This window comes from Corynebacterium sp. ES2730-CONJ (assembly GCF_024834055.1).
GTDB lineage: Bacteria > Actinomycetota > Actinomycetes > Mycobacteriales > Mycobacteriaceae > Corynebacterium.
The window spans coordinates 230,138-256,273 of the sequence record NZ_JANUXZ010000003.1; the positions used below are offsets into that span (position 1 = coordinate 230,138).

A 26,136-nucleotide genomic window follows, 5' to 3' on the forward strand; every position below is an offset into this window, starting at 1 on the left:
GATAGTCGTGGCTGAGGAGCCGACCACGAAAATACCTGGATCGATTAAAACTCTCGTTGCGGCTGCGTTTATTATCGCACTAGGTTTTGGTTTTATATCCCCGATCCTGCCGCAGTACATCACCAGCTTCAATGTCGGTACCGCCGCGGCTGGATTCGTCATCTCTGTATTTGCTATCAGCCGCCTCATTTTCGCTCCCTTTGCCGGCAGACTCGTTGATGCTCTTGGATCGCGCACCATCTATATTTCAGGGCTTCTCAGTGTTGCCGTGACTACTACCTTGGTAGGGGTTGCTCAAGAGTATTGGCATATTGTTGCGCTGCGTGGTCTCGCGGGTTTTGGCTCTACTATGTTCACAGTCTCCGCAATGGGTCTGGTGGTTAAACTGTCGCCTCCTGAAATTCGCGGGCGCTGTTCGGGCGCTTATGCCTCAGGCTTCCTCTTTGGTTCGATCCTGGGCCCACTAGCTGGCTCCGCCCTCTCTTTCCTCGGAATGCGCTGGCCTTTTGTCATTTATGGAGTATTTCTATCGCTAGCCTCATTGATTGTTTACCTGCGGCTACCTAAAAATATTGGTGAGGCCACCCCTACGAGCGAATCAAAACCAGCTTTCAGCCCCAAAGAAGCTGTGCGACTGAATACTTACCGGGCGGCCCTTATCGCCTCCTTCGCTAACGGGTGGGCCAATTTTGGAGTGCGCATCGCCATCGTTCCGCTTTTTGCTGCCACCGTATTCCACCAAGGCCCAGCTTTTGCTGGGGTCATCTTGGCGGCCTATGCGGTCGGGAATGCCCTCGCTCTGCAGTTCTCGGGGCGTCTAGCTGACCGCCACGGTCGTAAGCCGCTAATCATTGTAGGTTTATTCGTTTCCGCCACATTCACTGCGACATTCGGACTAACCGAAGATATCTACCACCTCATCGCGCTCTCGGTCCTAGCTGGTGTGGGTTCCGGTCTCTACAACCCGCCGATGCAGGCGAGCTTGGCCGATCTGATCGGCAACGACCGTGCAGGGGGCAAAGTTCTCGCTTCCTACCAAATGAGCTCTGATTTTGGTGCCATTCTAGGCCCAATTTTGATCGGTGCAGTGGTGGAGATATATGGCTACGAGATCGGTTTCTTGGCAACTAGCGCGGTGCTTTTCTTTGCCGCTATCAGATGGGTTTTCGCGCGGGAAACCCTAGCAATTAAGGCTACAGTGGAAAATCTCGAGCCTCGAGAGTAGCTAAAAGAGACGAGTCTGAGAAGGACCTCTAGACGTTCTCTGATTCTATAGTAGGCTTTAGTACTCTTTGGCTTCTCCGAGTTGGGATGGAAAGGTCGTTAGTTCACCAGCTCAGATCACGCCCGTTAGACTGGTCCAGACCTCTAGGAGCTCTTGAGGTAAACCTGCTTGAAGCGATGGTGTGTAAGGAACGTAGAATTTTATGAAGAAATTAATCCGGGTCGTCGGTGCCGCCATCGTGGCCGGTGAGAGGGTTCTAGCAGCACAGCGTGGAGTAGGGATCTCGCTTGAAGGGAAATGGGAATTTCCTGGTGGAAAAATCGAAGCAGGGGAAACTCCTGCTGCAGCTCTCGTCCGCGAGCTCAAGGAAGAATTGGACTGTTGTGTAGAGGTCGGGGATTTGGTTAATACCGCGACCTATGACTACGACTTCGGCTCGGTGGAACTGAGTATTTTTTTCTGCACACTGGTTGGTCGAGAACCTACCCCGAAGGAGCACGCCCAAATCCGCTGGGTTGAAATTAGCCAACTATATGAGCTTGATTGGGCGCCAGCAGATCTAGCCGCTGTCGATGCTCTTGTGGGGCGCACTGATGAATCTTGAGGCTAAATATAATGTCGACCAGTTGATGTCTAGATGCGCGGGGAAAGTGTGCCCTTCGGTTTTGTTGATTCCGATACTCAATCCGGTAGTCGCTTAAGCCCAACACAGATTTCGGATCAGCCGGCTAACACCATGCTCAGAGCGTTGAGCGAAGAACCAGTGGTGCAGTGTGCTCAAGGTTTTCCGTGGCGTCTATTAGCTCTCACGCTTTAGAGTTGTTGAAGGACGACCTCTTAGGCTTCCAAGGGCCTTTTAGTCTTATTAGGTCAAGGTATGACGGTTTTGACGGGCTGGATATATTCCGCGAGTTGCTACGAATTCCCAATATTGATGTATGTGTCTACCATGGCAGCGGTCTTCTTTCGAAGGGCTATCTCTTTGAGCACCGGAAGTATCGCAGCGTAATCATCGGTAGCTCGAATCTTAGCCGGAGTGCTCTCCTGGAAAACGAGGAGTGGAAGCCTAAAGTATCTGCTTCTCCCGGAGGAGGAATCACCGCATTAAACAGTGCGACGATCAATCGACCACTTGATACTCGCAACGGCGGACTCTTGACTGAAGAATGGATCGCCGATTACGAACGCACGGGTCTTTAGAGCCCCCTAGATCAAGTGCCCAGAAAATGCCCAACCCGGGATTATCGCGAATGCCATGCATTGAGGGCTGATATCTATGACTACGTTGGCCTGTATATTTTCGTTAGACAAGATGATTCCGAAGGATGAGGTTTTCCGTCTGGGAGAATCAAGTGTTCGCCACGCCACGAATGGATCGTACTGAGACGATTCCGAGCAAGGATCATACTTACGTAAAGAGATGGTTCTCGATTTCAAGAGCTTCGTTAAAGCGACAACCTCCGATCACCTGGAAGCATAGCGATGTTAAGGCGCTCGAAGCCGCTTTAGATGGGGGATCAATTTTAGGGTAGTGAGGTAACACTCTTGATGGTGCATGTATAAATAGCAGCATTAATTAATCAGGCGCTTGCCCTATCTTTTCGGTGGGTGGCATCCCTTGATTCGGCGATTAACCCCAAAGCCTCGTCATGCCGTATCGTAGATTGGGCAATGAGTATTACCGATGACGCTACCAGCGGCGCGATTGAGCTGGATGAGAATAATAATGTGTCGGAATCTCAGGAAAATACGCAGGCAACCACTGAGCCAGTTACCCTTGATGAGGTACTAGGTTCAGATGACGCCCGGGACGCGGACACTTCTGAGGACACCGGCTCTACTGTAGAAGTAGACAACGAAGTAGATGACCAGAGTGACTCAGAAGGTGAATCCAGTAATGAAAATACTGGACCTAATTTCGCCGAATTGGGTCTGCCCGAGTTCGTACTGAAGGCAGTATCAAAGGTCGGCTACGAATCTCCATCGCCTATCCAATCAGCGACAATTCCAGTCCTGCTCGAAGGCCATGATGTTCTAGGCCTAGCTCAGACTGGTACAGGTAAGACTGCAGCGTTCGCGTTGCCCATCTTATCCAAAATTGATCCTGATGTACGCCACCCCCAAGCGCTCGTTTTGGCACCGACGCGTGAATTGGCCTTGCAGGTAGCTGATGCGTTTCAGTCCTTCGCGGATCACTTAGGTAAAAGGATTTCCGTACTTCCGATCTACGGCGGCCAGTCCTATGGCATTCAGCTCTCGGGATTGCGCCGTGGCGCCCAAATTGTGGTTGGCACACCAGGTCGTGTGATCGACCACTTGCAGCGCGGATCTCTCGATATCTCAGCACTACGCTTCCTCGTCCTTGATGAGGCTGATGAGATGCTGAATATGGGCTTCCAGGAAGATGTTGAGCGCATCCTGGCCGATACCCCAGAGGTTAAGCAGGTTGCTCTCTTCTCCGCGACGATGCCTAATAGTATTCGCCGTATCTCTAGGGACTATATGAATGAGCCCCGCGAGATCCAGGTGAAGTCTGAAACCCGCACCGCCACTAATATTACTCAGCGATTCCTTAATGTGGCTCATCGCAATAAACTCGATGCGTTAACCCGTATCTTGGAAGTCACTGAGTTTGAAGCCATGATCATGTTCGTGCGTACCAAGCACGAAACTGAGGAGCTCGCTGAAAAGCTGCGTGCCCGTGGTTTCTCTGCAGCTGCTATTAACGGCGATATTGCCCAAGCCCAGCGTGAGCGCACCGTGGACCAGCTCAAGGACGGCCGTCTTGATATCCTCGTGGCCACCGATGTTGCGGCCCGCGGTTTGGACGTGGAGCGCATTTCTCACGTGCTGAACTTCGATATCCCCTCCGATACTGAGTCGTATGTGCACCGGATTGGTCGTACGGGCCGTGCCGGGCGTACGGGCGAAGCAATTCTCTTTGTCACCCCTCGTGAGCGCCGATTCCTCCGCAATATTGAGCGTGCTACTAATGCGCCTTTGCATGAGATGGATCTGCCGACCGCTGAAGAAGTTAATGATTCTCGCCGTGCCAAATTTGCCGATTCGATCACGGAGTCCTTGGAAGATCCTCAGGTTGCCGAGTTCCGCAGTTTGGTGAAAGCGTACTCGGAACAGCATGATGTTCCGTTGGAGGATGTGGCAGCCGCCCTAGCAACTCAAACTCGTGCGGGTACTGAGTTCTTGATGAAGGACGAGCCGTTCGAGCGTCGTCGTGATCGTGATGATCGCGGTGGTCGTGACCGTGGTGGGCGCTTCGGCGATGAGCGACGCGGAGGTCGTGACCGGGGCGATCGTGGTGGTTCCCGCTTCGAGCGCTCGGGCCAAGATATGGCTGTCTACCGCCTAGCAGTGGGTAAACGTCAGCATGTGCGCCCTGGTGCTATCGTCGGCGCGCTGGCCAATGAAGGTGGTCTCTCCAATAAAGATTTCGGCCGCATTACTATCGCCGCAGACCACACGTTAGTGGAGTTGCCGCGTGACTTGCCAAACTCTGTATTGGATAACTTGCGCGACACCCGTATCTCGGGGCAGTTGATTCAGATTGAGCGCGATCATTCCGGTGCCTCCATGGATCGTCGTGGCTCGGGTCGCGGAGATCGCGGAGGATTCCGTGGTGATCGTGGTGGTTTCCGTGGTGAGCGCGGAGGACAGCGCGGTGGCCGAGACCGTGGTGATCGCGGTGGCCGTGGTTTCCGCGGTGGACGTGATCGCGATGACCGTCGTGGCGGTTGGCGCGACTAATTCCATGATTGACCCCCTCCATTTGATGGTTCGCCGTTAATGGAGGGGGATTTTTTTATGTGAATATAGCTCCACTGAGAAAAAATGCCCTCTAGATTATTTAATCCAGAGGGCATTTCTCAACTAGGTTTTAAGCGAAGATGCTCGTGATAGAAGACCACATCATAAGAATGAAGACAATCACCCACAGCGCCGCGAAAATACCGCCAAACATTGACAGTTGGCTTTTCGCGCGATTCCAATCGGCAACAGAAAAAGTTTTCGTCGATTGTTCATCAGCTGGCAGGAGATTAAGGGCGCCTAGCATATTTTTCTGGCGCGGAATGATGAGGAAGAGAAGGAGAGCCCAAGCAATAACAGAGAGGGCAATGGATGCATGGTAACGGCCTTCACTCCAATAGTCGCCGGTAAACATCAGCGCAAAGCCGAGAAGCGGAACGAGAAGCGAGAGTATCGCATAGGTTTGAGTGGTCTTGTGAAGAACCTTAGCGGCTCCGGCGGCCTGCAGATCGCCGTCTTTGGCTTTGAATGCTTGGGTATGGAAGCTTGATACCGCCACGGTAATGGGACCAAGGAAGAGAACCGCTGTGAGGATATGGAGGAGTTCCAGAAGAGAATTCATGGTAGAGTCCTTTCACTTTCTTAGAATACTTAAAAAGATACGGAAGACTACCCTACTCGAACAGGCACTGTCGACGCATAATTGACACGTCCCTTTTTGTCAGGGCAAGGTCGTATTTCACCGCAATGCGTGCGAGACGCGTGACATACCAACAGCGTCGGTGGATATTGCTTGGAAGATATCGGGAGGGCAGAAGATCTGATTTTCTTTGATTCTCTTCTTGCGATACCGCCACTAGATTGTCTGGATCATTGGCGAAGGCGCGCCGTTGGGACGTCTCCCATCGAAAGGCCCCCATATCCCATGCCGCACGTAGCGGAAAGATATGATCCACCTCGATGGCACGACCTGAACCATCTGCTGCGGTAGAAAGCGTCGCTGTTGAATAGGGATCGGGGCCAGTAAGGGGCACGGTTGCAGGAGCCGTGGGACAAAAGCTACCGCTTTCACGGGGTATGTCTGAGGGAGACTTCAATAGTTGGCTATAGATGATCTCCTCGCGGATAGAACACGGGTGTCCGGGGATCGTAGCCCAACCTGATCCAAACTCCTCCCGAGAATAACCAAGTATATGGGTGCGGCGGGAGACCACCCGAATTGAATCGAAGTCAAAATGACTACGCTGCGGATTTGGGAAGTATTCCCCAAGCAACATCAGGGTCACAAGCGTGAGAATCAAGGGAATAACAGGGATGCGATACTCATCCAGAGTAGTACTGCGAAATGGACGCATACGACCTACGACTAAGCAGGGGGTCCATTTGGTTCCTCAAGATGCGCAAAACCCCTTCTCCTTGCCAAGAAAAAGCAACGAGGAGGGGTTTGGTGAAGTTTTAAACCGAAGTCTTAAACCCGGGAATTTAATCTCTAGCCCGAGCGGTTGCGGTCATAAACTGTTGAGTGACTGTGTCCTGTGGGGGAGCGGTGATCAGCGATACCACCACGGTGACGACAAAGGAGCTGATAACACCGGGCACCATCTCGTATAAGAATTCGCCAAGGCTCGTCGATCCCCAGATGAAAACCACGATGGCACCAGTTATCATCCCAGCTAGTGCGCCCTGGGTATTTAGCCGCTTCCAGTAGAGGCTCAAAAGCACCAGTGGTCCGAAGGCCGAGCCAAAGCCCGCCCACGCGAAGCCAACTAATCCCAAGATGGAATCAGATGGATTTACCGATAGAATGCCAGCAACTACAGCTACCGCAACCACCGCTGTGCGGGAAAGATTGATGAGTACCTGCTGACGTGGTTTCTTCTTTACCACAATAAGGTAAAGATCCTCTATGAGTGAGGTGGAGGAGACTAAAAGCTGGGAAGAAATAGTGGACATGATAGCTGCTAGTACCGCAGTCAAGATGAGACCAGCGATCAGGGGATGGAAAAGAATTCGTCCCATATCTAGGAAGATGGTTTCAAAGGCCTGGCGGTCCACAATCGAGATATTTGGGTTTTGACCGAAGAAGGCGGTACCGATAATCGCCACAAAGGTGGCGCCAGCAATGGTCAAAATCATCCAGCCAATACCAATAGCGCGGCCACGCTTGGCGTCGGATGGACTGCGTAGAGCCATAAATCGCACGATGATATGCGGCTGACCGAAGTAACCTAAGCCCCAAGCCATATTTCCGATAATCGCTGCGAAGGAAACTCCGGACACCATTGAGAAGTAGGTGGGATTACCCACCCCAGAGGTATACGGTCCGTAATCGTTATGGGCGGCCCATGTCCATATAGAGCTGGGGTCGTCGAGATAAAACAGCGCCATGACAGGAACGATGATAAGGGCACAGAACATGATCGTGCCCTGAACGGCATCCGTATAAGAGACCGCCAAAAAGCCCCCGACGAATGTGTATACCACTGTAATAAAGGCAACGATCAACATGCCGTCCAGATAGTTGCCGCCGAAGGTTGACTCGAAATAGCGTCCGCCTGCCACCATGCCGGAGGAAACATAAAAGGTAAAGAAGACCACAATAATGAGGGCGGAAACTACCCGGAGCAGGCGGGAGGAATCTGAGAGTCGATTTTCAAAGAAGGAGGGGATAGTGACCGAGTCGGAGGCGACCTCTGAGTAGGCGCGCAGTCTCGGGGCTACCCACTTCCAATTGGCCCATGCGCCAGCAATCAAGCCAACGGCAATCCACAATTCGCTGATACCGCTGACAAAGAGTGCACCAGGAAGGCCCATGAGAAGCCAGCCAGACATGTCGGAGGCACCGGCGGACATCGCCGCAACAAAAGGATTGAGGCCTCGTCCGGCGAGAACGTAATCGTCGTAGGCGTCAGTTTGGCGGTAGCTCCAGTAGCCAATGCCAAGCATTGAGCTCATATAGATAATGATGGCGAGGATATACCAGGTTTGATCTGACATAGGGCCGCCACCTCCTTTGATAGTTCAGTGACAAAAAGAAAAGAGATGAAAATATTTCTTCCCCTAACACTGTTCGAGCCTCTTGCTTGCGATTAGGGGTGGGAATTTTTCATCACGGGAAGGGATCTTACACGCCTAGTAGTTAATAGCAGGACTTTATCGAACAGAGCTGCACAATCAGGAGAGAGTGAAATATACCGAGCTGTGGGCATTCCTCGTGGTAGCGGGAGAGTGCAATCTATAGGGATTCGCAAGATGAAAGCGAGGGTATATTCTTATACAGATCGGCTTCTTTTTCTTCTGGCACTCGATTTTCCTTTGGGTGGAACGGTTTATATGACTTCTCACTTAATTCACGGACTCTGGCAGCGTAGTTCGGGCCTGCATCTGTGGATCGAACAAGTAGAGGGGCACCGTATTGTTACCCCTGATGATATTGCGCCGGGAGTTTTCCCCGACGAGATAGACGCCATGATCCGGGGAAAAAAATTCTGGCACCGGTTGAATATGACCCTGCTCACCCCCAAAGGGCGCCAAGTTCGTCTGGGAGTCCCCACAATGGCCTTGGCTCCAGAATATGCTGTTAAGCTCCTCGCCCGAGTTGCTGCCCTCAACGAGGTCACCACCACCGAATCCCAGCTCGCCACGATTGCTAGTGATCTGAAGTGGATGAGCCACCTGTATAAGGGGTTATATCACTGTGTGCGGGCGGGTCGGATCACCATCAAACTCAATTATTTTGAGCAGCAATGGTATCCCACGTGGCAGCTATCGACGGGCTTGGGAGAGCGCGGTTGGATCGCTCATATGACACACGCGTGCCCTGGTGTACTCGTGCGCAATAGTGGTTCGAGTGTGGCAGAAGATATGGCCGAGGAATTGCCACATTGGATTGCGCAGGCGATCCTCAAACCGCTGTATTTTAAACCCCGAGCCACACCATGGCACGATTTTCCGCGTGCCCTTTTAGCCTCCGAACCGCTTAGACGCGGAAGCGCTCAAGTTGTGAGCGCGTTGAATAAATGGAAAGAATCCATACAGGCTGTAGGTCTGGAGCTGATAATTCGAGTTGAGGAACCCCCGCGTTCAGACGAAGAGGAACAGAATTTATACGACAATGCTGATCATGCCGAGTGGCCTGTGAGAGTCAGCGTGAGATCCGGTATCGACCAACCTGTGCCTGTTATTCTCAGTCAATTTGACTCAACTACCCGTCAACAGTTGGAGGCTATGCGGCGAGAATTGTCCTTTGTCTCCCGCTATTTTTCAACCGAACAAACACCTCACGCGCATCCGACGACAACACGGTTAAATGACGGACAGGGCGGGGATTTTGATATCTACCTCAGCACTGTCGATCTTGTGGACTTTATAGCCACAGATATAAAAAGGTTGCGCGAAGCTGGATATACGATCTTTCTCCCCAAAGCGTGGAGCAATCAGGATACAAAGGCTACCGTCAAAGTGAGCGCCGCCAGTGAATCGACAGGAGATCGCAAGGTCGGTATGGATGCCATTGTGGACTTTTCCTGGCAGATCGCTATCGGCGACACCACCTTAGATGACAAGGAAATGAAGGAACTCATCGCCTCGCAGTCGGGACTGATAAAGCTGCGCGGCGAATGGGTCATGGCTGATTCCCAAGCCTTGAACAAAGTGCGCTCATATTTATCAAAGATGCACAGCTCGAAGCTGAGCTCCCTCGAAAAAGAGCGTGCCAGGCTCCACCAAGAGCTTCTATCAGATGTCGACCCCGATCTGATCTGTACCAAGAAAAAGGAAATCGCGGACTTAACAGCCCGCATCGCCAGGGAAGCCTCTAGCTCGGGACGTCTGAGCTTGCAGGACCTGCGCGAATTGTCTCTAGCTGATGAGTCTCAGTATGCACACGACCCGGTAGAATTCACCGGAAGCGATTGGTATCTGGCTCTGATGGGTAAGGGAAATCTCCCCGAGCTACCCGCACCACAACCCGTAAAAATCCCGACCACGGTGAGAGCCCAACTGCGCGATTACCAGCACCGCGGCGTTTCATGGCTGAAGTGGATGTCTAGCCAGCATCTCGGCGCTATCTTGGCTGATGATATGGGACTCGGAAAAACCCTCCAACTTCTCACTCTCCAAGCAATAGAAAAAGCCGAGTTTGAGACACAGATGCACGCCATGCGTGGGATCACCTCCAGGTCCCCGTACGGGCCGTCTTTGGTGGTCGCTCCCACATCGGTGGTAGGAAACTGGGCCAAGGAGGCGCAGAAATTTACCCCAGAGTTAAAGGTGCTAGTCCACCATGGGCCCAAGCGGATGAGTTCGAAAGATGAGCTTGATAAATTAGCTGGCTATGATCTCGTGATCACCTCCTACGGCACTGTGAGCCGAGATATCTCTTTGTTCTCCCAGGTGTACTGGCACCGGGTCACCCTCGATGAAGCACAGCATATAAAAAATTCTCAGACCCGAACCTCCAAAGCTGTGCGCGCACTCAGGAGTACGCACCGGCTGGCTTTGACGGGCACTCCAGTGGAGAATAGGTTGCTGGAACTGCGTGCCATCCTAGATTTTTGCAATCCAGGGATCCTAGGCAGCGTGTCATTTTTCAGAAATCATTTTGCCAAGCCCATTGAGGTAACCCAAGATGAAGTCGTGGCTGAGAAGCTTAAAACTCTCACGCAGCCTTTTATCTTACGAAGGTTGAAATCCGATCCGACAGTGGCCCACGATCTGCCCGCAAAGACCGAAAATATTGTGACAGTCGATATGACCGCTGAGCAGGCAGCTCTCTACCAGGCCTACGTCAATGAACTCAAAGAAGCTTTGAGCCATAGAGAGGGCATGAAGCGCCGTGGCCTCATCCTTAGTTCTTTGACGAAAATTAAGCAGATCTGTAATCACCCAGCTCATTTCTTGGCCGATAACTCGCCCGTTACCTTTAAAGGCAAGCACCGTTCTGGCAAAATCGAAGAGCTTATGAATATCGTCGATAATGCCCGTGCCAATGACGAGAAAATTCTTGTATTCACCCAGTACAAGGCCTTCGGAGATATCCTTGTACCATATCTGGAAAACTACTATGGCACTGACATACCCTTCTTGCACGGAAGTGTGAGTAAATCGGGCCGCGATCGGATGGTGGATGAATTTCAATCAACGAGCGGGGCGCCGGCAATGGTGCTCTCGCTGAAGGCGGGTGGCACGGGACTCAATCTCACCCAAGCTAATGTGGTGGTTCATATAGATCGCTGGTGGAATCCAGCAGTGGAAAATCAGGCCACCGACCGTGCCTATCGCATCGGTCAAGATAAAAATGTCATGGTATACAAACTCATTACTGCCGGCACCCTCGAGGAGAAAATACAAGAAATTATCGAAGGTAAATCAGCTCTCGCCCACACGATGATAAGTCGCGGTGAAGGGTGGCTGACCGAGTTAGACGACAGTGAGCTGGCAGAATTACTAGAGTATCGGACCATGTCCGATGGTTTGAGTAGGGAGGACTAGAATGGCAGATAATCAAGCACTACCTCCGAACAGGCATATTTCTCGCGACAATATTATCTACGCAAATTTTCATGCTGCAAAGCGCAGCTCAGCGGGCGAGGATGAACGACAATCGCCGGCGAAAATCCGACGTATCGAAGGGATGCGCTCGCACCGAAAGCACGAGCGCATCCCTTTAATAGCCAGGCGCATAGTGGAACTCGTAGAGAAAAAAACCGAACCTAAGAGGGGAGAGCGAGGCCGGTCCTACCAGCGCGCAGGTAAGGTTGCGAGCCTCGATTTTAAGGACGGGGTTATATACGGTTCAGTAGCGGGTACCCAAAATCTCCCATTCGATTGCGCCATAACTTTGCCCTACTTCGGTGAAGAGGCAAAAAGAAAACTTATTCAACTCCTACTGGAGAATCCCGTCGCACTCGAGCGGATGCGCGCCGGGGACTTTCCTCACGAGGTGGTAGATCTTTTAATTGGAGCCACTCCTTTTGACATCCGGTTTTCGTGTGATTGCCCGGACCTGAAGCCGCTATGTAAGCATCTCGTTGCGGTTGCATATGAAGCCCAGGAGAAAATAGAGCGCGAGTTTGAGGTCGCCTTAAAGATGCGGGGACTCTCGTTTGCCGCAATCGACGAGCTGCTAGTCTCTGCCGCACATATAGCTGCCCAAGAGAAGGCGAAAGATGCCACTATCGACCAAGAGGAATTTTGGCATGGAGGCCCTGTGCCACCTATCCCAGAGTTGGAAGTACATTCTGTTCTCGATGACTCGGATCTCACACTTTTGCATCAAGCGATGCGATTGGTCAGCTTCAGTACTTTGGACGAATTAAGAGCAGTAAGCGATATCGAAGACATTTTCGATTATCTAATCCGCGCAGACGATGATGTGTCTCAGTAATCTTCTAAAATTAAAATAACGACAAAATCAGCGAGCGAGGGGCCGAAAGAACAATGGCAGTTAAATTCTTGCATACCTCAGATTTTCAAATCGGTATGACCCGAGCTTTCCTCGAGGGTGATGCAGGCCCCCGCTTTGAAGCGGCACGCAAAGATGCCATAGTGCGCCTCGGTGAGATAGCTGCAGACAACGGGTGCGCGTTTATGGTGGTGGCAGGGGACGTTTTTGAGCATAATACTATTAATGCCAGGGTGCGAGAACGCGCTCTGCAGGCGCTAGCGAATATCCCTGTGCCAGTCTATCTACTACCTGGAAATCACGATCCTTTGAGTGCGGATAGCATATTCCACCGTGTGCAAGAATACGAGGGTTTAAATATCCTCGACGATGACTCGCTACGAGAGGTCCTCCCCGGCGTCGAGTTAGTGGGAGCCCCGCTGCGCTCGAAGCGAGCAGGCCAGGATCTAGTAGCTAAAGCGTTGAAGGATCTTTTACCCACTTCGGCTATTCGAATTGTGGTGGGACATGGACAGGCGCTTGCGCGCTCTAATGAAGTCAACCCAGATCTTATTGATCTGGCTGCCGTGGACAAGGCTCTCGAACAGGGGATCATTGATTATGTTGCGCTTGGTGATACCCATTCCACCCAGTCGGTGGGGTCCAGCGGAAAAGTTTGGTATTCAGGCGCACCCGAAGTGACGGATTTCAGAGAGGAACCCAGTGGGATGGGGGAATATAACTCTGGAAATGCTCTGATCGTCGAAATTGAAAAGAGTGGCCACACAAGTACCGTTAAACCTGTAGAAGTTTCGGTAGGCACGTGGCGCTTTATCGCACCCCATTTCGAACTGTATAGCAGAGTGGACGTCGAAGATTTTTTTGCCTACCTCGATGCCTTCCCAGATAAAGATCGAGTGGTTATCAAATATGCCCTCACCGGCTCTCTTGATATTAGTACTATGAGATTCTTCGAGAACGGACTTGCTCAGCGAACAGTACTTTTCGCAGCTCTATTTCCGCGGACGCGCCTGATGGACTTAGCTATTCAGCCCACAGCCGATGATGTGGACGATCTTAGTTTTGACGGTTTTGCCCGTGAAGCTTTCGAGGAACTCATAGAATCAACAGATCCTCATGCTCAGGAGGCACTGAAATTGCTCCTGCGCCTTGAAGCCGGACTGGACAGGACCTAAGAGGAGAATTCACGATGGACATCCAACGAATTGAGCTCAAGAATATTCGCGGTATCAATCACCTCATTCTCGATGATCTCCCTGCCACCGGCGTTATTATGATCTCTGGAGATAATGAGGCAGGAAAATCCACAATACTTGAAGCTATTCGCATCGCATTGGATATGAAAGCAACCTCAAAAAGCAAAAATGTGAAGGCTCTCAAACCTCTCGATCGGGATGAAGCTCCAGAAATTTGGCTGCATTTTCGCCTCGGTGAGCACAAGATCGAACTATATAAGCAGTATCTGAAAGCGCCCAAAACTGAGCTGAAGGTCGATAACCGAAGCTATACAGCGGACGACGCCGAGGACCAACTAGAACAACTCAAGCAGCGATATATCGATCCTGGACTTTTTCGGGCACTTTATAATCAACAAGACCAAATGGACGACGATCTGGTCTTTGCTGATATTAAGCCATTAGAAGACACCTTACGCGCTGACCTGGACGAGGATGCCTCTCCCGATCATGGAAACGAATTGATTAAGAGAGCTTTCGAGGAGTATTCACGGTTTTACCAAAGAACCGGGCGAGAAACCACCGAGGTGAAAAATGCGCGTCAGGCGGTTCAAGAAGCTCAGCAAAACTTCGAAGCCAAGAAGAAAAAACTCTCAGATCTCAGCACCTATATCGCTGAGTATGACAAACAGCAGCGCCACGTCACCGAATCGGAGAAAGCGCTGCCCACGTACCATGATCACGTAAGCGAATTAGCAGAGCAGGTTGCAGAGATCGAATCCGCTGAGAATAAGCTACTGGGATTAAAAGAAGACTTCGAGCGCGCACAAGAAGCCTTAAAACACAGTATAAGAGAGTGCAAGAGGCGCCAAGAGTTGCAAGCCGCTTGCGCAGAGCTTGCTCAGGAACTGGCCCAACTGCGCAAAGATATTATTCCCATAGCGCAGGCCGCCGACAAAGAGCATGAGGAACTTGAGGCGCTGAGGACACGCAGAGGCGATCTTACTGACCAACTGAAGCAATTACGGGAAGAGATAAAAACTCTCAAGGAGCGTATTGAACGCACGGCCGCTGGGGAACTGGCTCGGGAGGCAACAGAAACCCTAGAAAAGATTCGTGAAGTCGAAGAAACTATTGCCCGTCTCGCACAAGTTCCCCACATCGAGAACAGTGTACTTAAGCAACTGGAGCAGGCGTGGGAGAATTTCAATGCCGCTTCTATCAAGGCCGAAGCCCAATCGACGGTTCTATCCCTATCAGCCCGTTCCGACACCGAGCTTCTAGTCGATGGACAGGATGTAGCAGTTGGTCGGGAGCGTAGAGACTACTTAATCACCAAACCCTTAACACTCGAGATTGGTGATATTACCGCAGAGATCACTCCAGGCGCCGGTTCGGTGCAACGCGAGCGAGACGATTCGGAGGCCAAATGGCAGGAGTTAAAAGACGCTGCCGGTGTCGAAACTATCGAACAGGCACGTGAGATATTCCATGCAGGGCAAGAAGCAACCCGTAGTATAGTCAGCTACCGCAGCACACTGAAGGAATTAACCAAGGAGCGCACCCACGCAGAGTTATCGCAGCTCATCGCTGCAGCACCTCAGGACGAGGATGAGGATAGCTCGGCCGATCTAAGCGCTGAGCTCCATCTTCTAGAGAAATCAAAAGAAGAAAAAGAAGAAGAGCGAGAGTGCCTTGACGCTCAGATCACCGATAGTGAGAACTCCCCGCAAGCTCAACTCCTGCAATCGCTCAGTAGTACTATTAGCGCCAAAGAAGCTGTTTTGCAGCGAGAGGAACTGTATCTAGAAAGCGCCGAAGCCGAAGTGAGTTCTTTGGTCTTAGATCAGCAACGAGAATCTGCGGAGACGATGGTGGAGAAAACCCGTCAGAAATGGGAAGCAGCCAAAAAGCAACTCGATCTCTTGGATGTCGAGAATAAAAAAAGAGCACTGGAAGTTGCGCAAGCGAAAGTGACCAACACCAAAGAATCATTAAGACGAGCCGAGCAGGAAATCGCCCGCATGGCCGGCTATATCGAACAAGCCGATGGGGCCGGCACAGACTACGACCTAGCCTGCGATCATCTAAGTCAGGCGGAGCGTAAACTTGAGGCGATAGAGAGCCGGGCAGCAGCGGCAAAGCTCCTTTATCAGATACTACTTTCACACCAGAAATTGGCCCGAGAGCGCTATGCCCTTCCCTTTGCCCAAAAACTCAATTCCTTAGCACGGATTGTATGGGGGCCTGATGTGAATTTTGAGTTAAGCGAAAAGCTCCAAGTGCTCGCGCGTACCGGAATGGGTGGAGTTCGCGTAGAACAGGGCGAACTCTCAGGTGGGGCAAAAGAGCAGCTGAATATCCTATCGAGGCTTGCCGTTGCCTCCCTGGTGAGCGAGCAGTCAATCCCAGTATTTTTTGACGATGTACTCGGATCAACAGATGCCACGCGTCTGGACGCTATGGCGGCAGTGTTCAACCAGCTCGCTAAAACTCAGCAAATTTTCGTCCTAACCTGTGTTCCCTCGCGCTACCAGGGTGTTACCCAGTGCGATGAAAGACCTCTCGCTTTGCTCAAAAAATAGTAACAGGCTTTAAAAATTCCGCAAGGACAATTTTACAAGTAGAGACCGTGACGTTTCCCAAAAGAAAATTATGCGGTTATCATGGGCTTTATGAGTACTCCCCGCTGGTTGACCGACGAAGAGCAGGTATTTTGGCGCCTCCTACTAAGCACCGTGCGGAAGGTACAGAATACTAATGAGCAAGTACTGCACAATGAACACAAGCTCACCAGTAGCGAATTCGCCGTCCTCGTATGCCTATCGGAAGCTCCGGATGAGATGCTGCGTCTGCGCGATTTGTGCGCCAATCTGGAGTGGGATCGCTCCCGGACGTCGCACCAGGTCACTCGCATGGAGAAGCGCGGTCTCGTAGCTAAAAGTAAGTGTTCCGGTGATGCACGAGGCATCCATATCAGCCTCAGTGCCGAAGGAAAGAAGCGTCTGGTGGAAGCGGCCCCGACCCATGTAAATACGGTGCGATCATTGATTTTCGACACCATCACACCCGAATTGATGGCAGCGGTAGAAATATATCTCAAGAATATTCAAGATCAAGATCTCTCTGCTCCTGAAATCGATTCACCAGCAGTGTGAATTCAGGGTTTATTCAGGGGGATCCCTGATACCTACAGTTGTTGTGAAAAGGCATAATAGAAGGATCACATCACAATTAAGGAGACTTCGATGGAATTTTATTCGACGCCCTATGGCGACCCTTCTGTCCCGTGGTACCAACGGCAGGTCCACCGCTCGCGGACTCAGGGAATCGCTGGGGGAGTGTTGGCGGGTATCGGGGAAACCTACGGTGTCAATATCACGTTGCTGCGGTTGATATTCTTGCTCTCCATGATGCTGCCTGGCCCGCAACTGCTCCTTTATTTCCTGGCGTGGTTTCTTATGACGCCACAGGGCTAAGATAGCGAATAGGTCCCTCTCCACTTCATCTGGAGAGGGACCTATTTATATAGTGCCCCCGACAGGAGTCGAACCTGCGACCTTTGGTACCGGAAACCAGCGCTCTATCCACTGAGCTACGGGGGCCAAGAAGTTCTCATTCTATAAAGAACAACGCGACTTACTTTAGCACCTTAGAGGTCAAACTAAAAAAGAGCGGCGAGGCCGGGTATCTTCGCCGCTCCCACTAGGAATTTTTAGCCATCCACTAAAACACAGATGAGAGTACGCGGGCCGTGCACACCTTCAACACGGCTGAGCTCGATATCCGAGGTGGCTGAAGGCCCAGAGATCATGGTGATCGGTCGAGTGCGACCCAACCGGGCGATCATTTCCGGAATTCCGTAAACTACCGAATCCATATGCACAATCACAACGTGGCAGTCGGGCACTAAAGTGAGGGCACGACGACCACAGCGGTCATTGGACTCCAGACAAATGGTTCCAGTTTGAGCCGACGAAACATGAGAATCAGTCACGATAGCGTCAACCTCATTGAGGGTGCGCGGATCCACAGAGTTGTCGTCGGGAGATGCGTGACCATTAAATGAGTCGAAGAGACCACTATCGAGACCAGGAGCATAGCGAACAGTATGCGCTTCGCGAGCATTAAGGATTTCGGAAATCTTATTCCCTAGTCCCTCAGCGGTGCTTTCTTCCACGATAGCCTTGTAGTCCAGGAGGCGATCGATAAGAATGTCCTTGAGTTCTTCCCGTGAATACTTCTCGGTCTCGTTCTCGTTGTATTCGCGGACAATCTCAACCTCGTCGGGCATATTGGAGAGCTTGTGCGCATTCCGAATACGGGTGAGCATCTCAGTCTTGGCATCCATTATTAATTCTCCTCGCCCTCGTTGAGCTTATTGGTGGGAAGACCGTCGTGGCGGGCGTCAGTGAGCAGCTGCTGAGCCTCATCAGATTCGAACCACTGTCGGAAGGATTTCTTTGGTGGCACCGCGGTATCGCGAATATCGGTCCAACCAGAAAGAAAGGATGGTAGATGCGTAATCTTGCCGTTGAAACCTCCGAGAATACGCCCCATGAAGACCACACGCGTTGCAAGGTTCCACAGAGTCGGAGAGCCCCACGTCATTTGCATAGCACCCATAAGTGCACCTTCGACGAGTGGCTTGTGCTTTTCCACCTTCTGGTGGCGCAGTTCAAGGAGGGTCTCCACAATAGGGATTTTAACCGGGCACACTTCATTACAGCGACCACACAGTGAGGAGGCATAGGGGAGATAGTTATTTGGATCGTCGGAGGTGTCCATGCCAGTTAGCTGCGGTGACAAAATAGCACCGATGGGGCCAGGATATGTGGAGCCATAAGCATGTCCACCGGCGCGCTCGTAGACGGGGCAGACATTCAAACAAGCTGAGCAACGGATGCACTTGAGAGCTTCGCGGCCGAGTTCGTCAGACATTGCGGCAGTGCGGCCGTTATCGAGCAGAATTAGATGGAAGTTCTGAGGGCCATCGCCTTCAGTAACCCCTGACCACAGTGAAGTATAGGGATTCATGCGTTCGCCGGTGGAAGAGCGCGGCAGTAATTGCAAGAAGGTCTCGTAGTCGCGGAAAGTTGGCAAAATCTTCTCAATGCCCATCACGGAAATGAGGGTTTCCGGAAGTGTAAGGCACATACGGCCATTGCCCTCTGATTCCACAATCGTGACGTGCCCTGTTTCCGCGATACCAAAATTGGCGCCCGAAATAGCTACCTTGGCTTCCATAAACTGTTCACGTAGGTATACGCGAGCAGCCTCTGCCAGCTCCGGGGGATCGGAGCTAATCGATTCGTCGATATGACTCATCTTCTTCAGGAATATAGAGCGAATCTCGGCTCGGTTGCGGTGAATAGCAGGAACCAGAATGTGGGAGGGGCGATCCTCTCCTAACTGCACAATCAGCTCAGCGAGGTCAGTTTCTTGAGCAAAAATACCAGCTTCCTCGAGCTGTTCATTAAGAGCAATCTCTTGGGTAGCCATAGATTTAATTTTCACGACGCGATCGACATTTTGCTCCTTCACCAAATCGAGCACGATCTTGCCAGCCTCGGCGGCATCGCGCGCCCAATGGACGTGACCGCCGCGGGCAGTGACTGCTTCCTCGAACTGCTCGAGCAGCTCGGGAAGATGCGCCTGGACATAACGCTTGGTCGTGGATCCTGCTTCACGCAGCGCTTCCCAGTCATCAATTTCAGAGATGACCTCGTGGCGCTTATTCCTAATATGCGTGGTCGCCTTGGTGAGATTACGCCGCTGGGTAACATTATTGAGCCCATCATGGGCTTTATGTGGGAAGGAATCATCGCCACGCAACATCGACGGTGCTGTTGCGTAGGGTGGCATGGGTGGGGTGCCGAGATTAATGCTCACAGCATTGCCTCCTTGGAATAAGCGGCCGACGTGGGGCTCCATTCGTGATCTTTAGTGGATGCAAGAATTTCCGCGATATGAATAGCGCGGATGCCAACATGCTGACGGGAAAGGGAACCGGCGATATTCATTAAGCAGGATGAATCGCCACCAGTAACGAATTCTGCTCCCGTTATCTGAATATTACGGCATTTATCCGAAACCATCGCAGCGGAAGTTTCCGCGTTCTTAAGCGAGAAAGTGCCACCGAATCCGCAGCATTCTTCCTTATTAGGCAAATCGATAAGCTCCAGGCCTTCGACATGCTGCAATAAGCGGTATGGGCGGTCGCCAAGTTTGAGAAAGCGCAAGCCGTGGCAGCTGGGGTGGTAGGTCACCTTGTGAGGGAAGAAGGCGCCGACATTCTCCACACCTGCGACATCGATCAGAAATTCGGGGAGGTCGAGGGTCTTTTGAGCGCACTTCTTGGCGCCATCAACTAGAGAGGCGGTGCCATAGCGTTTAGCCAAGTGCTCGTGATCATCGCGGACGGCGGTAACGCAAGAGCCAGAAGGGGAAACGACATAGTCGATGGAGGAATCCTCGAAGGCGTCTACGTAGTTCTTTACTTGGCCAATCGCTTCGCGTTGGTAACCGGTATTGACGTGCATCTGACCGCAGCAGGTTTGGGCCTTGGGGAAAACGACTTCATGGCCCAAGCGGGATAGAAGCAAAGCGGTGGCCTTCGAAGCATCGGGGAACATGGCGTCACCGATGCATGTAGAGAAGAGCGCAACTCTCATGTGGTACTACTCCTGTCTTGTGGAAGTTAGATATTCACGCCGCGCTTAGTTCAAAGCTCCACCCGAGGGTGACGCATCTGTGGCCCGAAAATTGCGAGTAATCCTTGGGTTAGAGAAAGCGTGAGACGCGAAAATAGCTACCTTTTACCCTACCTGATCACCCTTAGTTAATCTAACCAAAACTAGCACTAAAATAGCGACCTAGCTGCCAATATATAAGAAACACTAGTGTTTCAAAAAGGCTAACCTAACTTAGGTTAAGGTAAGAACGGTACTGAGCGCTTACTTTCCGATATTGTCAGTTCCCGCTTGAATCGTTGCGGGTGGTAAACCGCATAAAAAGGGGAACAGTTGTCAATAAAAAGCACCCACTTACTCCCCCTTATATGGGGGAGCAAGTGGGTGTGGAGACCTTGCGAGATCATGCGAGATCATGCGAGATCTAGCGGGCTAAACCCTTATTCCGTAGAGGCGGAAAGCCACTACGGCACGATGGGGGCCATGAAGCTAAGAACGTTAGTTTGGAGGAAGACCAAGGAGCATACAACAAAAAGCATACCCAGGGACCACCAGACAACGGCTTTGAAAATTTCAGACTCGCGACCTTCCATTTTCACCGCTGTAGCGGCAATTGCCAAGGACTGAGGTGAAACCATCTTGCCCACTACGCCGCCCGAGGTGTTGGCAGCGAGCATAAGGTCGGGATTAATGCCAGCAGTATTAGCAGCGGTCACCTGCATCTTAGAGAAGAGTGCATTAGCCGAGGTATCTGAACCCGTTACGGCGGTTCCCACCCAACCTAGAGACGGAGCCAAGAAAGCATATGCGCCGCCGAGCGATGCGACGAACTGGCCGATAGCCACCGTTTGACCAGAGTAATTCATTACATAAGCTAGCCCAAGAACCAAGGTGATGGTCAGGGCGGACCAGCGCATACGATAAGCAGTTGAAGTGAATTCGTTGACCACTTCTCCGGCTGTTAGCTTATAACGGCCGTTCTCCGTGAAGATTGCGTAGATAACTGCCACGATGAGACCCGAGATGAGCAGGAGGGAACCGGGGTTGTGAATGAGCAACAAGGTATAGCTGGAATTCACTGGATCGCCATCAGCGGTGACAAGGCGATCAGCCAGAAGTGGCCAATCGAAGGAGATCTTTGGAGCCTTGAGGAGGTCAGGAATGGTACTACCCAAGTTGGCAACACCGAAGACGACTGTCACCACGGCATATGGCAATAAAGCCATCCACACGCGCATTGGAGGTAGCTCCTCGGAGGTTGCGGCCGGAGGGAGCTCCATGCGCTTACGCATCTCGTCCACGCCCCGGGGATCCCAGAAACGAAGGAAGACAAAGGCGGCACCAAGCGAAACGATACAAGCTACCACATCGGTGAGCTGGTAGGCGAAGAAATTCGAGGTAGCCCACTGGGCAATGGCGAAAGCGAAACCAATAACAAACGCTGGTACCCACGCCTCCTTGAGTCCCTTGAATCCGTCCAAAATGATGAGCAAGATAGCCGGCACAAAAACCGCGATGAGTGGGGCCTGGTGACCCACAATAGCCGCAATATTCTCGGTTTGTTCGAGGGTGCGACCGCCCACAGCGCCCGCCGTGGTGATGGGGATGGCCACGGCGCCGAAGGCCACGGGAGCGGTATTAGCCAAGAGGACCACGGTGGCAGCCTTGAGCGGTTTAATACCGAGAGCCAAAATCATGGTGGCCGTGATGGCCACTGGTGCACCAAAGCCCGCCAGGGCTTCGAGCAAGCCGCCGAAGCAGAAGGCGATAAGAATAGCCTGGATGCGGACATCGCCGTCGCCTAGCTTATCGAAGGTGCGGCGGAGATCCTCAAATCGGCCCGATGCCACCGTGATCTGGTAAAACCAAATAGCCATCACGATAACCCAGACAATGGGTAATAGCCCGAAGAGCGCACCGCGCAGGGTGGCGCTTAGTGCGAGGTCGATGGGCATATTAAAGCCTAAGACTGCCACCACGATAGCCGTGAGGGTAGCCACGGCAGCGGAAACATGGGCGCTTGTTTTTACACCGATGAGCATGACGAAGAATGCGAGTAAGGGTAGGGTGCCCACTAAGGCTGATAGGCCGAGGCTACCGCCAACTGCATCGGTCACAGCGGTAAATTGGTTCACTGCAACTCCTTTGACTGGATAGTATTGTCAATATTTTTATGAAGAGTTGCGCCCTAGTTATATCCCGAGGCGCAACCATAACGCCCACCGCGATCATAAACCCCTCAGGCGAGCGTCAAGGTTGCATGGTGGACTGGATTTATGGTCTTCTCGTGCAGATAGGGAGAGAGCAGCATGACCTTTCAATCGGTGAAGCCTGAAGCTGCGCTGCCGAAGAAAGATGATGACACCCCTACCTATGTGCTCCGCTAACAGCTTAACCCCCCGCAGTGTCTGATGTGGGCCTCGTGGGGGTTTTTCGGCCTGTTGAAAATCGTCGAAAATTACCCCCGTTTCCTTGAAAACCAGCAGTTAAACCTGTTGAGAGTCGTTTTGGCTAAGAATTCAAGGGGGTAGCGGGGTGGCGGTGGGCGTCTTGAATAAGAGGTGGAGAGAAATCGGGGGACCCATCTATGCAGCCAAGGGGAACACAACCCAGTAATCGAAGCGCTCGCTGACATGTCTTTTTTCAACAGCATGTGATGTGACTGCCGAAAAGTAGATACGCTAAACTCACTGCCTATGACACCTGCAGAACTCTCACAACTCATCACCTCCACGGCGTACCAAGTACTCTCCGAGAAACAGCTCGATACTTCGGTATTGCCTGAAACTGTTGTCGTGGAACGCCCTCGCAATCCTGAGCATGGTGATTACGCCACCAATATTGCCTTGCAGGTAGCCAAAAAAGTCGGAATGAACCCGCGCGAATTGGGTCACCTACTTGCGCAAGCCCTCAACGTCATCGACGGCATCGAATCCTGCGAAATCGCTGGACCTGGCTTTATCAATATCACATTGCAAGCTGCAGCCCAGGGGGCGATTATCGCGCAGATCCTTAAGCTGGGAGCCCAGTATGGGGCCGGCGATGTCCTCGCTGGCAAAAAGATTAACTTGGAGTTCGTATCGGCTAACCCTACTGGTCCCATCCACTTAGGCGGAACTCGGTGGGCTGCCGTCGGTGATTCGCTGGGGCGAATAATGAGCTTTAGCGGGGCTGATGTGACTCGCGAATACTATTTCAATGATCACGGGCGACAGATCGACCGATTTGTCAATTCCCTGCTCGCTGCAGCCAAGGGCGAGCCTACGCCAGAGGATGGCTATGGGGGAGAATATATAACCGAGATTGCAGCAGAAATTACCTCCGCTCACCCAGATGCACTCAATCAAGACGATGAGGTAATGCGCGAAATTTTCCGCAGCCACGGAGTTGATATGATGTTTAGTCATATTAAATCCTCACTTCGTGAATTTGGCACCACCTTCGATATATTCTTCCACGAGAATTCGCTTTTCGAGTCCGGCGCGGTTGACCAAGCTATTGCAGCCTTAAAAGAAAACGGCAACCTGTACGAAAAGGATGGCGCATGGTGGCTGCGTTCCACTGACTATGGCGACGACAAAGATCGCGTTGTTATCAAATCGGACGGAGACGCAGCCTATATTGCCGGCGATATCGCCTATGTCAGGGATAAATTTGAACGCGGCCATGACATTGCCATCTATATGTTGGGCGCCGATCACCACGGTTATATCTCGAGACTCAGGGCCGCTGCCGCCGCTCTAGGCTACGCTCCTGAGCGGGTAGAAGTTCTCATTGGTCAGATGGTGAATCTCGTGCGCGACGGCAACGCGGTAAGAATGTCCAAGCGTGCCGGTACCGTGATTACTCTCGACGATCTTGTAGCCGCTATAGGTATCGATGGTGCCCGCTATGCGATGATCCGCTCATCAGTGGATTCAACCCTCGACATTGATCTTGAGATATGGCAGTCTCAATCCTCTGATAATCCCGTTTATTATGTGCAATACGGTCACGCCCGCCTGTGCTCATTGAGCCGTAAGGCCGCAGAGCTCGGCATTGAAGCCATAAACCCAGACTTCTCGTTACTCAAGCACGAGCGGGAGGGAGAACTCATCCGCACGCTCGGAGAGTTCCCTGCTGTGGTGCAGGCCGCCTGTGAATTGCGAGAACCGCACCGTATTGCGCGCTATAGCGAAGTTTTGGCAGGTACTTTCCACCGTTTCTACGATAACTGTCAGATTCTGCCAAAAGTAGGGGAGGAAGCTGCTGACATCCACACCGCGCGCCTCGCTCTAGCAATGGCCAGCCAACAGGTCTTAGCCAATGCCTTGAACCTTCTCGGCGTTCGTGCGCCAGAGCGGATGTAGAAGCAGTGCCACTTTCAAGCCCACGGGGTGTCCTGCCTCGTGGGCTCCTTTTAATATTTGACCGGAAGATGATGAACGCGTGAATTTTAATGATCTCCCCGCCCATATATGGCCCCGCAATGCGTGCCGATCAGCCGATGGTGGTGTCACGATCGCGGGTGTGCCACTTGCAGCGATTGCCGCTGAATTTGGAACCCCCACCTTCGTTGTTGATGAAGACGACTTCCGCTCGAGGTGCCGCGATATGGCCAAGGCATTCGGGGGCGGAGAACACGTGCACTATGCAGCCAAAGCATTTCTTACTACCCGTATCGCCCAATGGGTGGCAAGCGAAGGTCTCGCCCTCGACATCGCTTCGCACGGAGAATTGCAGGTTGCTCTGCGCGCCGGTTTTCCGCCCGCACTTATCGCAGCCCATGGTAATAACAAAGACGCTGCTTTTCTTGGTGATATTGTCGCCAACGACATCGGTCATGTGATAGTAGATTCCCATCAGGAAATTGAAGAACTGCAGGACATAGCTGCGTCCTTGGACAAGGTTCAAGATGTTATGGTGCGGGTTAAACCAGGTATCGATGCTCATACACACGAGTTCATTGCCACTGCCCACGAGGACCAGAAATTTGGATTCTCGCTTTACTCAGGCTCTGCGTACCGTGCTGCTCGCAGAATTGTTGAATTAGAAAACTTAAATCTCGTCGGTCTTCACTGCCACGTCGGCTCTCAGGTTTTTGATGCTGAAGGCTTCTCGCTTGCTGCTGAGCGGGTGCTTAAACTGTATGGAAGGATTTTAAAGGAGCTGTCTGTGGGTCGAGATTTCTCAATTCTCGACCTTGGTGGGGGCTACGGTATTGCTTATACGGAATCCGAAACTGCCCTCGATGTTGACGCAGTAGCTAAAGATCTGTTGCGTCGCGTCGCTGATTACGCCCACCGCGAAGACGTACCCATGCCTTTTGTGATGGTAGAACCAGGACGGGCAATTGCCGGCCCATCTACAGTGACCCTCTATACGGTGGGCACAGTAAAAGATGTGAGCTTGGATGGGGGATATTCGCGCCGCTATATCTCGGTGGATGGGGGGATGAGCGATAATATCCGCCCGGCACTCTATGAGGCTATCTACGATATACGCAAGGTGGACGGCTTCAGTTCAGCGCCGACAGTGGATGCTCGAGTGGTGGGTTCGCACTGCGAATCCGGGGATATCGTGGTCAACCATGCGCAGATTCCTACCGATATTGCTCGGGGAGATTTGGTCGCCACTGCTGCTACGGGCGCCTACTGTTATTCGATGAGCAGTCGATACAATATGCTCATGCGCCCGGCAATTGTTTCGGTCAAAGATGGCCAAGCGCAATTAATGGTGCGTCGCGAGACCATCGAGGATTTCCTCAACCTTGAAGAGAACGACAACACTTCCGCATGAGGAATTCATGGTGTGCGGTCTATGGTTTAGAATTTGGCAATAGGTTTAAAGAGGTAGCGAGAGATTTCGCGACTTAAATGCCATAACTTTTTATTT

Annotated in this window: 19 protein-coding genes and 1 tRNA gene; 12 read left to right on the top strand and 8 right to left on the bottom strand. The window is 52.0% G+C overall.

What is annotated here, in order from left to right:
• Position 1: 1 nt before the first annotated feature.
• The 4 genes from NXS13_RS05115 (at position 2) to NXS13_RS05130 (ending at position 4,990) form a co-directional block, all read left to right on the top strand.
• Positions 2-1,225 carry an MFS transporter gene (locus NXS13_RS05115; RefSeq protein ID WP_396124746.1) on the top strand — a complete coding sequence of 408 codons (1,224 nt, stop codon included), beginning with the start codon at positions 2-4 and terminating at the stop codon, positions 1,223-1,225.
• Between the two features lie 202 nt (positions 1,226-1,427).
• Positions 1,428-1,829, top strand: coding sequence for a (deoxy)nucleoside triphosphate pyrophosphohydrolase (locus tag NXS13_RS05120; protein ID WP_259078035.1), 402 nt, complete (start codon positions 1,428-1,430; stop codon positions 1,827-1,829).
• 185 nt (positions 1,830-2,014) lie between these two features.
• Positions 2,015-2,425 carry a hypothetical protein gene (locus tag NXS13_RS05125; protein WP_259078033.1) on the top strand — a complete coding sequence of 137 codons (411 nt, stop codon included), beginning with the start codon at positions 2,015-2,017 and terminating at the stop codon, positions 2,423-2,425.
• A gap of 471 nt (positions 2,426-2,896) precedes the next feature.
• Complete coding sequence (locus NXS13_RS05130; RefSeq protein WP_259078437.1) at positions 2,897-4,990, top strand: DEAD/DEAH box helicase; 2,094 nt, start codon at positions 2,897-2,899, stop codon at positions 4,988-4,990.
• A 130-nt stretch (positions 4,991-5,120) separates the two neighbouring features.
• Here the strand turns inward: NXS13_RS05130 and NXS13_RS05135 are convergent, their stop codons facing one another.
• The 3 genes from NXS13_RS05135 to putP form a co-directional block, all read right to left on the bottom strand.
• The gene (locus NXS13_RS05135; protein WP_259078031.1) at positions 5,121-5,612 is read right to left on the bottom strand and encodes a DUF2269 family protein; all 492 of its coding nucleotides are present in this window, start codon (positions 5,610-5,612) and stop codon (positions 5,121-5,123) included.
• Between the two features lie 52 nt (positions 5,613-5,664).
• On the bottom strand, positions 5,665-6,345 hold the full coding sequence (locus NXS13_RS05140; protein ID WP_259289453.1) for an HNH endonuclease family protein: 681 nt from the start codon (positions 6,343-6,345) through the stop codon (positions 5,665-5,667).
• 127 nt (positions 6,346-6,472) lie between these two features.
• The gene (gene putP, locus NXS13_RS05145; RefSeq protein WP_259158324.1) at positions 6,473-7,987 is read right to left on the bottom strand and encodes a sodium/proline symporter PutP; all 1,515 of its coding nucleotides are present in this window, start codon (positions 7,985-7,987) and stop codon (positions 6,473-6,475) included.
• Between the two features lie 336 nt (positions 7,988-8,323).
• Here putP and NXS13_RS05150 point away from each other — a divergent pair, with 336 nt between their 5' ends.
• The 6 genes from NXS13_RS05150 to NXS13_RS05175 all read left to right on the top strand — a co-directional run bounded on the left by NXS13_RS05150 (position 8,324) and on the right by NXS13_RS05175 (position 17,049).
• Positions 8,324-11,482: a DEAD/DEAH box helicase gene (locus tag NXS13_RS05150; protein ID WP_259158328.1), complete on the top strand. Its 3,159-nt coding sequence runs from the start codon at positions 8,324-8,326 to the stop codon at positions 11,480-11,482.
• Position 11,483: 1 nt separating this feature from the next.
• Positions 11,484-12,377 carry an SWIM zinc finger family protein gene (locus tag NXS13_RS05155; RefSeq protein WP_259078023.1) on the top strand — a complete coding sequence of 298 codons (894 nt, stop codon included), beginning with the start codon at positions 11,484-11,486 and terminating at the stop codon, positions 12,375-12,377.
• Positions 12,378-12,430: 53 nt separating this feature from the next.
• Positions 12,431-13,570 (top strand): exonuclease SbcCD subunit D, encoded by a 1,140-nt coding sequence (locus NXS13_RS05160; protein WP_259158329.1) that lies wholly within the window; start codon positions 12,431-12,433, stop codon positions 13,568-13,570.
• Positions 13,571-13,584: 14 nt separating this feature from the next.
• On the top strand, positions 13,585-16,155 hold the full coding sequence (locus NXS13_RS05165; protein WP_259289454.1) for an AAA family ATPase: 2,571 nt from the start codon (positions 13,585-13,587) through the stop codon (positions 16,153-16,155).
• Positions 16,156-16,245: 90 nt separating this feature from the next.
• On the top strand, positions 16,246-16,728 hold the full coding sequence (locus NXS13_RS05170) for a MarR family winged helix-turn-helix transcriptional regulator (RefSeq protein WP_259289455.1): 483 nt from the start codon (positions 16,246-16,248) through the stop codon (positions 16,726-16,728).
• A 90-nt stretch (positions 16,729-16,818) separates the two neighbouring features.
• Complete coding sequence (locus NXS13_RS05175; protein ID WP_259158332.1) at positions 16,819-17,049, top strand: PspC domain-containing protein; 231 nt, start codon at positions 16,819-16,821, stop codon at positions 17,047-17,049.
• A gap of 53 nt (positions 17,050-17,102) precedes the next feature.
• On the opposite strand, the gene NXS13_RS05180 is transcribed toward NXS13_RS05175, so the two are convergent.
• From NXS13_RS05180 to NXS13_RS05200, 5 genes are all read right to left on the bottom strand, one after another.
• Positions 17,103-17,175 (bottom strand) — tRNA-Arg (locus NXS13_RS05180).
• A 110-nt stretch (positions 17,176-17,285) separates the two neighbouring features.
• Positions 17,286-17,921, bottom strand: coding sequence for an LUD domain-containing protein (locus NXS13_RS05185; RefSeq protein ID WP_259158335.1), 636 nt, complete (start codon positions 17,919-17,921; stop codon positions 17,286-17,288).
• A 2-nt stretch (positions 17,922-17,923) separates the two neighbouring features.
• Positions 17,924-19,462 (bottom strand): LutB/LldF family L-lactate oxidation iron-sulfur protein, encoded by a 1,539-nt coding sequence (locus NXS13_RS05190; RefSeq protein ID WP_259078015.1) that lies wholly within the window; start codon positions 19,460-19,462, stop codon positions 17,924-17,926.
• A complete protein-coding gene (locus NXS13_RS05195; RefSeq protein ID WP_259078013.1) occupies positions 19,459-20,244 on the bottom strand; it encodes a (Fe-S)-binding protein in 786 nt (261 codons plus the stop codon). The genes NXS13_RS05190 and NXS13_RS05195 overlap by 4 nt, the downstream gene beginning before the upstream one ends.
• A gap of 482 nt (positions 20,245-20,726) precedes the next feature.
• Entirely contained in the window at positions 20,727-22,397 is a 1,671-nt protein-coding gene (locus NXS13_RS05200; protein ID WP_259078012.1) for an L-lactate permease, read from the bottom strand.
• 561 nt (positions 22,398-22,958) lie between these two features.
• On the opposite strand from NXS13_RS05200, the gene argS reads away from it, so the two are divergent.
• The gene (argS, locus tag NXS13_RS05205) at positions 22,959-24,611 is read left to right on the top strand and encodes an arginine--tRNA ligase (RefSeq protein ID WP_259078010.1); all 1,653 of its coding nucleotides are present in this window, start codon (positions 22,959-22,961) and stop codon (positions 24,609-24,611) included.
• Between the two features lie 79 nt (positions 24,612-24,690).
• Positions 24,691-26,040 (top strand): diaminopimelate decarboxylase, encoded by a 1,350-nt coding sequence (lysA, locus tag NXS13_RS05210; RefSeq protein ID WP_259078008.1) that lies wholly within the window; start codon positions 24,691-24,693, stop codon positions 26,038-26,040.
• Positions 26,041-26,136 lie beyond the last annotated feature (96 nt).